The sequence below is a fragment of the Peptoniphilus sp. oral taxon 836 str. F0141 genome (assembly GCF_000179335.1).
Taxonomy (GTDB): Bacteria; Bacillota; Clostridia; order Tissierellales; family Peptoniphilaceae; genus Peptoniphilus_A; species Peptoniphilus_A lacrimalis.
Map to the genome: position 1 here is coordinate 1 of NZ_AEAA01000136.1, position 7,368 is coordinate 7,368.

The window sequence follows — 7,368 nt, forward strand, 5'->3', positions numbered from 1 at the left end:
TCCTCTTTGTGAATGAGCGTTTTGAAATACCCTTTGCCTAATCATTCAATCCACTCGTAAGCTCGTGGTGAATGATTGGCAGGGGCAGACCCTGATAGAATAGAAAAATCCGACTACTGAATTAATTTTTGTTGTTCCACCCTTACGGGTACAGGCAGTTAGTCGGCTTAATTGTTTTGTTCATTTCAAATTTTAAAAGTCAAGGGCGAGCGTTAGCGAGTTTATTTACCCTTGACTTTTAATACCCTCGCCTAATTATCTCTGCAACTCAAATGAATTTTCGTTGGAGATAATTGGCTGGGGCAGACCCAAAGCGAATGGTTGTTGGTCGCTGCAAGGGTTTGGCTCCGCAGGACGCAAGCACCCTTTAGGGTGTATAATTGCGCCCTTAGAAAATCTAAGGGAGATTTGATTATTTTATTTCTCCTAATTTTCTCTCATTATTCTTAGTGTTTCTTTAAATTCTTTTGTCTTTGTTGCTTCTTCTAGTAGGATTTTTATTTCTTCATCTGTTAGTTCTTCTGCATTTTCTATAAGGCTTTCTAATATTGCTCCTCTTGTTATTAGTCTATGAGTTCTTTCTTTTCTTCTTTTCGCTATGTCTTGTTTTAATATCTTCTTTTCTTGATTTTTTAGTTGCCTTAATCTTTCTTCTGTATCGTCAATTTTATCTTTTATTTCTTTTGACTCTTGTCTTATTTGTTCTAATTTTTTCATAGATAACTCCTTTCTTGCAATAAAAAAGACGATAGAGTTTTTAATTTCTATCGCCTAACATCTATCTGTATTAATTTTTTTCATTCAAAAAAATAGTTTCTGTTTACTTGTGATAGTCTTCTATTTTATCCTCATATTTTTTTATAAGTTCTCGTGAATAAACTTTTTTGTTTTTTGAATCTCTGACTTCTTTCCAAAGAATTGCAGCTACTTGTATTTTATTAGAGTAGTTACAACTATTTTCGTCTGCACAGAAATCCTTTAAAAATTGATTCCATTGACAAACCAAATTATCATACTTTGCATAATCTGATTTTCCATAATAAACTTTGAGCATATCTTGAATAGTAAAACTCAAATCATTTTGTCTTTTCACTTTTCTCCAAGCCGTTGCCATATCTGCAGTAAATTTGAAAGGCAAAACACCTGTTACAACAGAAAAATATTCTCTGAATTTTGAATTAAAGGAAAATCCACACTCAAGTAAAGGCATATCTAAAGTAATATAATCAACTTGTTTCTTTATGTTTTTTATTGATGACTTTTTAATCACATCACCCTTAAAGTACTGCTCAATAATATAAGTAAGTTCTTGTTTTTTACCTCTATATTCTAATCCTAATAACTTGCATATCTGTGAAAGTTCTTCACGATACCAATAGTATTTATTAAACTCATCAAACGATGTGATTTTATCAAACTTAGGTCTACTTTCTATCATTGTTTTATCCTTTCGAAAAGATCTAAATATATGAATAGGCTACTCCAATTTATCTATTTCATTATTTTCATAACACTTGAACATGACTTGCTTCTTCACAATTAAGTGCTTCCTTCAAATCTTTAAAATACAGTTTTTGTTGGTTTCTTAAATATAGTCCTACAAAAGGTTTAAATATAAATTTTTTAGAAATAATATTTTCTGTAAAATCTAATGTTGTTTTATCTCCATTCGAATAAAATTTTCCTATCCAAGTTCCTTTTATATTTGCGTTTTCAATTTCAAAAGACCAGCATTGATGTTTCGTACATTCTATAACTTTAAAATTTGTTTCTATCCCATCTTTTGTAATCTCTACAAAATTCTTATCATCAATAATTTTGATATCTTTGATATCACTTCTCCAACCAAAATCACGAAGGTCAGTAACTTTATCCCATACTTTTTCTATTGGGCAATTTAATGTAACTTTGATATTTGCAACTGCCACAAAATCCTCCTAAGTAAACTTATTTATACTTTTCTATCTATAGAACTAATTTCTTCCATTTCCTAATCTTAGTCCTAAATGTTCCAAATGGCGCTACTGTATTTACATGAATAAATTTATATACTTCCCAAGTAGCAGTTTTGGTTGCTTCATCTGCCCATTTTCTCATATGTGGTTTAAATAATTCTTCATCTGTTAATTCATCTATCATAAGATAAATTTTTTTTACATTTTCTGTTAGTTGTTCTTTTAGTTCATATAGAGATTTATGGGCATAGGTATTTGTAAACCATTGATATAATTCTCCAAGTTGATTCCACTTGAATTTATCTGATGGTGTTTTAACATCTATACCTTTTTTCTCATCTTCTTCCCATTTTAATACTAAAGTCGTCCAGCCTACTTGATAGGCAAGATTTTCTGCTGGTGTCCTATCAACTTCTTCTAGTCTTTTATCTTTTAGTTCTTCTGGTATATTATCAAACTCTGAAATATATTTTTCAAAAGTTTTCTTTATCTCATTCTTTAATTCTTCCTTACTTTCATAAGACCTCATATGCCTACCTCCATGGTTTATATATAGATATTATACCAAAAATATTTTTATCCTAAGGATAATTCATAATCTTGTAATCAAACTGTTCCTATTTATTTTTATTTTATCTCTGTTTTTCAAAAACTCTTCCACATCAAATAAATTCTTCTTATCATAATCGTCCAACAACTTATAATTCTTATGCTTTGTAATATCGAATTTATCAGACAAGAAATGTATTACTACTCTTAGATAAAAATATACCAATTTTAATAATCTCCATCTAAGTAATCCTCAAGTTGATATTCTTTCCCATCAACTTCTATAAACCATGTGCTATAAGCATCTATATTTAAAGGATTATCATCAACAACATGAGTTTTATAATACTCTGTATATATACTATACACGAGATTCTTTCTTGTGTCATTCTTATCTATTTTCCCATTATAAAAAGATATATATACAGTAAATACTTTTGTATCTTTTTCCCAATATTTACTTGCAATTTCATCCATGTGATTGGTATTTATGAATGGTTTTAATTTATCTATTACTTTTTTTACATCATTAATTTTAAAATTTTCAGATGTAACAAAATTAATATATAAGGATGGTCTTAAAAATTTTATTTGAATCTCACCTATTTTTTTATTTGATGACATCTCTTCTTTAAACAAATGAAACTCTTCACTTTTAACATTTTTTTCTTTAGAACAAGAAGTTATAAATATCAACCCAATCATTAAGGTCACTATTATTAAATTTTTCCTGTTTTTATTTCTCATTTCCTAACTCCTAACTTTTGATATATTCATGATAAGGATACTACAAGTATTTATATATTTTTAACCATTCTTCATATTACCAAAAAATCCTCATATTAGATCAACTCTAAATTTTCATGAAAAATTGACAGTTTGTTAAAGTTGTGTAAACTTAAGTAAAAGTCTATTACTTAGGAATGGACAAACAAAATTACAATCTTTTATCTAATGGTATTATTTAATTATAGAGAGTATATTTCTCTAACTTTATCAACTAAGAACTTTACCTTTCCTTCAAAAATAATTCCTTTAAAACTCTCATTATTCTCTATTGCATCTATATAAAAGCGAACAATCATATCGTCACTTCTATTTGGATTCGTAGATAATAATAAATTTTCATCAAGCCATTCATCTATTTGATTAAAATACTCATCGCCTCTTATCTTAAACGTTTTTTCCTTGCTCTCTATTAGTAGGTTGAGTAATTTTTCTACATATTGACTAGCAAGTTTGATATTATTATCTTCAATATAGTGCGTTGCCAAGGATAAATAAAAATTTAAAACTATAGAAATATTTATTTCAGTAAGATTAAAAGTTTCTATTAAATCCTCCACTCTTTCCAAGGTTTCGACCCAATCCTCATCATGCAAACTGCTCTTCATAATAAGAAGAGTGATTAAATCAATTACGTTCTTATAAATCATTATTTGTAGTTTATGATCTGCTTCATTTTCCTTCTTCGTTTTTAAATAAGCTGAAGCCACTAAACAATCTTTTGATATAGATAACATGTCCGAAGATGGCAAAATATTTAATGCCTCTTCTGATTTTCCTAAACTAATTAAACAGGCTGCCCTCAAGCTCAATGATTGTTCTTTTAATATAGGATTTTTAGAATGCTCGCACACTCTTCTTAGTATATTATTTGTGTATTCTAGATATTCCTCTTTTTTTACATCATCAGTTGCTAAATCACAATGGTTCAAAATAAACAAAGACATATAGTATAGGAGATCAAAACAAGAATAGTATTTTTTAATTTTAATTTTTATATCTTCTACGATACTATCCATACCTACATCAAGGACACGATTCTCTAAGTCTATATAAAATTTTTGTATTTGAGCTGAAGATAAATCTGGATCATATCCTATTAATTCATCCACACTTATATTAAAAAAAGTGGCAAGTTTTGGTAGAAGTAAAATATCTGGATAGCTTTGACCTGTCTCCCATTTTGATACGGAAGCCTTTGTTACCATCATAAATTCTGCTAATTCTTCCTGAGTTATGCCTCTTTCTTTTCGCTTCTGAAGAATATTTTCTCCAATTTTTAGCATGATATTTTACCTCCTAACTGATTTGCTTTTTGTTTATTACAGCAATCGAAATTACGATACACAGTATAAGCAAAATACTGCCCGTAATAATCGGTACATAATAGTCATCATATCCTATTCCTTTTATAAGGTTCACAGGCTTTCCTATCAATGCAATAGGCATGTATTTAACAATTTCATCTCGAATAGATAATATAAGTTGAATCACAATCCCAGCAGTCGTTAATATTAATGTACCTATAACATTTCCTGAAATCACTCCAGCTAATATCTCTAACGATATTAAAAATAATCCAAATATAAAAGGAAGCAAGGCTGCCATAAGTATATTTCTAATAGGAAATGAAATCCCGAAAAAGTACTTTGTATAGAAATAAGTTAGTATAAATGAGCAAAAGTAAGCAATAAACCACAAAATAAAATTATAAAAAATCTTCGATAGCACGACTTGATACCTTGGCAGTCCCTTAGATAATAAATTAATCAAGGTTCCCTTTTGGAATTCATTCGCCATTTGAGTACTTAATATAATGGATAATCCAAACATACCTATTTGACTAATGTTTTTAAAGAATTGTGTCCAAGAGTCAATTTCTGATGGTGGTGCTACGTTAATATCTATATTTCCTGTAGCTATGGATTGAAGTATCATGGGAGTTAATTTTGCTGTCAAAGGACTTATTAACCCGATGAACAAGAACAGGATAAAGGTAGAAATTATTTTTTTAGTCCTTGCACCTTCAATAGCTTCTTTCTTTAATAGAGATAAAAATATCCTCATGCTTTCGTCACCTCCATAAAAATATTTTCTAATGTAGGTTCTTCTATTTTTATTTCTATAGGAAATATGTTTAACTTATATAGCTCATATAAAATATCAATATCTTTTAGTTGATTGTCTTCGTCTGTTAAGTATAGAGTATCTCCTTTTTCATTTGTTAACGTATTTGAAAATTTATCTAGTGACTTAAATGCCTTTAGTTCTTTGTCTGACTTAAATCTGATTTTTATTGTGTTTTTCCTCTTTATATTTTTTAATTCATCTATCGAACCTTCTAGTACATTTTTCCCTTTATCAAGCACCACAACATGATCACAGATTGCTTCAACATCCGATAAAATATGTGTTGAAAAAATAACAGTCGTAGAGTCTTTTATCTTTAATATAATGTCCAATATCTCTTTTCTTCCAAGCGGATCAAGGGCGGAAGTTGGTTCATCACATATTAATAATTTGGGGCTATTTAACAAGGCTTGGGCAATACCCAAGCGCTGTTTCATACCTCTAGAATAGCCACTAATTCTTTTATTGACATCTCTTAATCCCACCAATTCTAAAAGTTCCACACTCTTGTTTTTAATTTCATTTTTGCTAAGACCAGTTATAGCCCCACATAGATTCAAATATTCCTTTGCTGTCATATAACCGTAAAATTCAGGAACATCTGGAAGATACCCTATAAATCGATTGGTTTTTGACTGACCAAAGCTTACTTCTTCTCCAAAGACTTTAATGGAACCTTCATCCTTTTTCAAAAATCCTAAAATCATTTTCATTGTCGTAGTTTTTCCAGCACCATTTTTGCCTAAAAACCCAAAGATTGTGTTTTCAGGAATCGATATGGATAATCCATTAATAATCTTGTTTTTTCCAAAGGATTTATGAAGATTTCCAATTTTTAATGCTTCCATTATTCTTCCTCCCTACCTATTGTTAAGTATAGGATAGGTCCAATAATTTGGATAATAATAACTATTAAAATCCACATGGTTCTGCTTCCAAATTTATATCTATCGTGTTTTAAAACATGTCTTAAGGAATAAAACATAAGTGCAATTTCTAAAATAATAATAGGTATAAGTATCGGCAAGTATTCTCTAATAATATCTGGCATTTTTTAATCCCCCTTTATTTGTATATATCATATCATTTTACTTAATCAACCGTCAAGAAACTATTAATTAACTTATCCTATTTTTATCAACTACAAGTAAACTTTTCTTAAGTATTTATTGTTGAAATTCATTTAATATATTTCTTAAATAAAAAAATACTTATAAGAGTTCTTGTAACCCCCATAAAACATTGATTCCAATACTTTTATAATCTGTTATCTTATTATCTATACATCAATACTACAATCTTCACATATAACATCATTATACAATCTATTTACATATGACAAACAAATAAAGGCAATCCGGAGACTACCGATATTTATCTCTCTGCACCTTTGCCATGGTCTTTCTTGTTTGATTTAGTTTTATCGTCTGTCTTAAAGCTTTTTATTTGCTCTAATATGGACTTTTTATAGTTATCATAATAACATCCAAGTTTTGAGTATAAAAAAAGACGATATAGTATTTAATTTCTATCGTCTGAGATTATCTAATATTTATTTTTCTTTAAATTGGTTTTATTGTATAGTTTAATATTTCTATTAATCCAATTATAAAAATTAAACTGGGATTCATAACAAACCCCAGTTTCATAATTAGCGTGTCCTTTAATATAATTTTGATCCTGCTGGAATATTATCATCCAACATTATTAAGTTAAGTTTTTCTTCTCCGTCATACTCACAAATTGCAGATATAATCATACCTTCTGAGTCGATTCCCATCATCTTTCTTGGCGGAAGGTTGCAAATTGCTAACAAAGTTTTTCCAATAAGTTCTTCTGCTGAGTAGTACTCCTTAATTCCACTTAAGATGGTTCTTTCTTTTCCACTACCATCATCTAATGTAAATTTCAATAGTTTTTTTGATTTTGGAACTTCTTCGCAGTTCTT

General features: G+C 29.0%; 9 protein-coding genes and 2 pseudogenes. All 11 read right to left on the reverse strand.

What is annotated here, in order from left to right:
- Nucleotides 1–426: 426 nt before the first annotated feature.
- On the reverse strand, nt 427–717 hold the full coding sequence (locus HMPREF9131_RS07340) for a DUF3847 domain-containing protein (protein WP_009346240.1): 291 nt from the start codon (nt 715–717) through the stop codon (nt 427–429).
- Between the two features lie 103 nt (nt 718–820).
- On the reverse strand, nt 821–1,438 hold the full coding sequence (locus HMPREF9131_RS07345) for an SAP domain-containing protein (RefSeq protein WP_009346233.1): 618 nt from the start codon (nt 1,436–1,438) through the stop codon (nt 821–823).
- Nucleotides 1,439–1,505: 67 nt separating this feature from the next.
- Nucleotides 1,506–1,928 carry an SRPBCC family protein gene (locus HMPREF9131_RS07350; protein WP_009346236.1) on the reverse strand — a complete coding sequence of 141 codons (423 nt, stop codon included), beginning with the start codon at nt 1,926–1,928 and terminating at the stop codon, nt 1,506–1,508.
- 37 nt (nt 1,929–1,965) lie between these two features.
- Entirely contained in the window at nt 1,966–2,484 is a 519-nt protein-coding gene (locus HMPREF9131_RS07355) for a ClbS/DfsB family four-helix bundle protein (RefSeq protein WP_009346234.1), read from the reverse strand.
- 63 nt (nt 2,485–2,547) lie between these two features.
- A pseudogene (locus HMPREF9131_RS07360) lies at nt 2,548–2,721 on the reverse strand (conjugal transfer protein); the annotation flags it as partial.
- Between the two features lie 11 nt (nt 2,722–2,732).
- The gene (locus HMPREF9131_RS07365; protein WP_009346232.1) at nt 2,733–3,251 is read right to left on the reverse strand and encodes a hypothetical protein; all 519 of its coding nucleotides are present in this window, start codon (nt 3,249–3,251) and stop codon (nt 2,733–2,735) included.
- A 221-nt stretch (nt 3,252–3,472) separates the two neighbouring features.
- On the reverse strand, nt 3,473–4,576 hold the full coding sequence (locus tag HMPREF9131_RS07370) for a helix-turn-helix domain-containing protein (RefSeq protein ID WP_009346237.1): 1,104 nt from the start codon (nt 4,574–4,576) through the stop codon (nt 3,473–3,475).
- 13 nt (nt 4,577–4,589) lie between these two features.
- Nucleotides 4,590–5,357 carry an ABC transporter permease gene (locus HMPREF9131_RS07375; RefSeq protein WP_009346241.1) on the reverse strand — a complete coding sequence of 256 codons (768 nt, stop codon included), beginning with the start codon at nt 5,355–5,357 and terminating at the stop codon, nt 4,590–4,592.
- A complete protein-coding gene (locus HMPREF9131_RS07380; protein ID WP_009346231.1) occupies nt 5,354–6,268 on the reverse strand; it encodes an ABC transporter ATP-binding protein in 915 nt (304 codons plus the stop codon). The genes HMPREF9131_RS07375 and HMPREF9131_RS07380 overlap by 4 nt, the downstream gene beginning before the upstream one ends.
- The gene (locus HMPREF9131_RS07385; protein WP_009346235.1) at nt 6,268–6,471 is read right to left on the reverse strand and encodes a PLDc N-terminal domain-containing protein; all 204 of its coding nucleotides are present in this window, start codon (nt 6,469–6,471) and stop codon (nt 6,268–6,270) included. Before HMPREF9131_RS07385 ends, HMPREF9131_RS07380 begins: the two co-directional genes overlap by 1 nt.
- 612 nt (nt 6,472–7,083) lie before the next feature.
- A pseudogene (locus HMPREF9131_RS07390) lies at nt 7,084–7,368 on the reverse strand (lysine--tRNA ligase); the annotation flags it as partial.

What these genes read in the sequence shown, in the direction of transcription:
- HMPREF9131_RS07340 (WP_009346240.1), bottom strand. Translation starts at nt 717, where the DNA reads ATGAAAAAATTAGAACAAATAAGACAAGAGTCAAAAGAAATAAAAGAT.
- HMPREF9131_RS07345 (WP_009346233.1), bottom strand. Translation starts at nt 1,438, where the DNA reads ATGATAGAAAGTAGACCTAAGTTTGATAAAATCACATCGTTTGATGAG.
- HMPREF9131_RS07355 (WP_009346234.1), bottom strand. Translation starts at nt 2,484, where the DNA reads ATGAGGTCTTATGAAAGTAAGGAAGAATTAAAGAATGAGATAAAGAAA.
- HMPREF9131_RS07365 (WP_009346232.1), bottom strand. Translation starts at nt 3,251, where the DNA reads ATGAGAAATAAAAACAGGAAAAATTTAATAATAGTGACCTTAATGATT.
- HMPREF9131_RS07370 (WP_009346237.1), bottom strand. Translation starts at nt 4,576, where the DNA reads ATGCTAAAAATTGGAGAAAATATTCTTCAGAAGCGAAAAGAAAGAGGC.
- HMPREF9131_RS07375 (WP_009346241.1), bottom strand. Translation starts at nt 5,357, where the DNA reads ATGAGGATATTTTTATCTCTATTAAAGAAAGAAGCTATTGAAGGTGCA.
- HMPREF9131_RS07380 (WP_009346231.1), bottom strand. Translation starts at nt 6,268, where the DNA reads ATGGAAGCATTAAAAATTGGAAATCTTCATAAATCCTTTGGAAAAAAC.
- HMPREF9131_RS07385 (WP_009346235.1), bottom strand. Translation starts at nt 6,471, where the DNA reads ATGCCAGATATTATTAGAGAATACTTGCCGATACTTATACCTATTATT.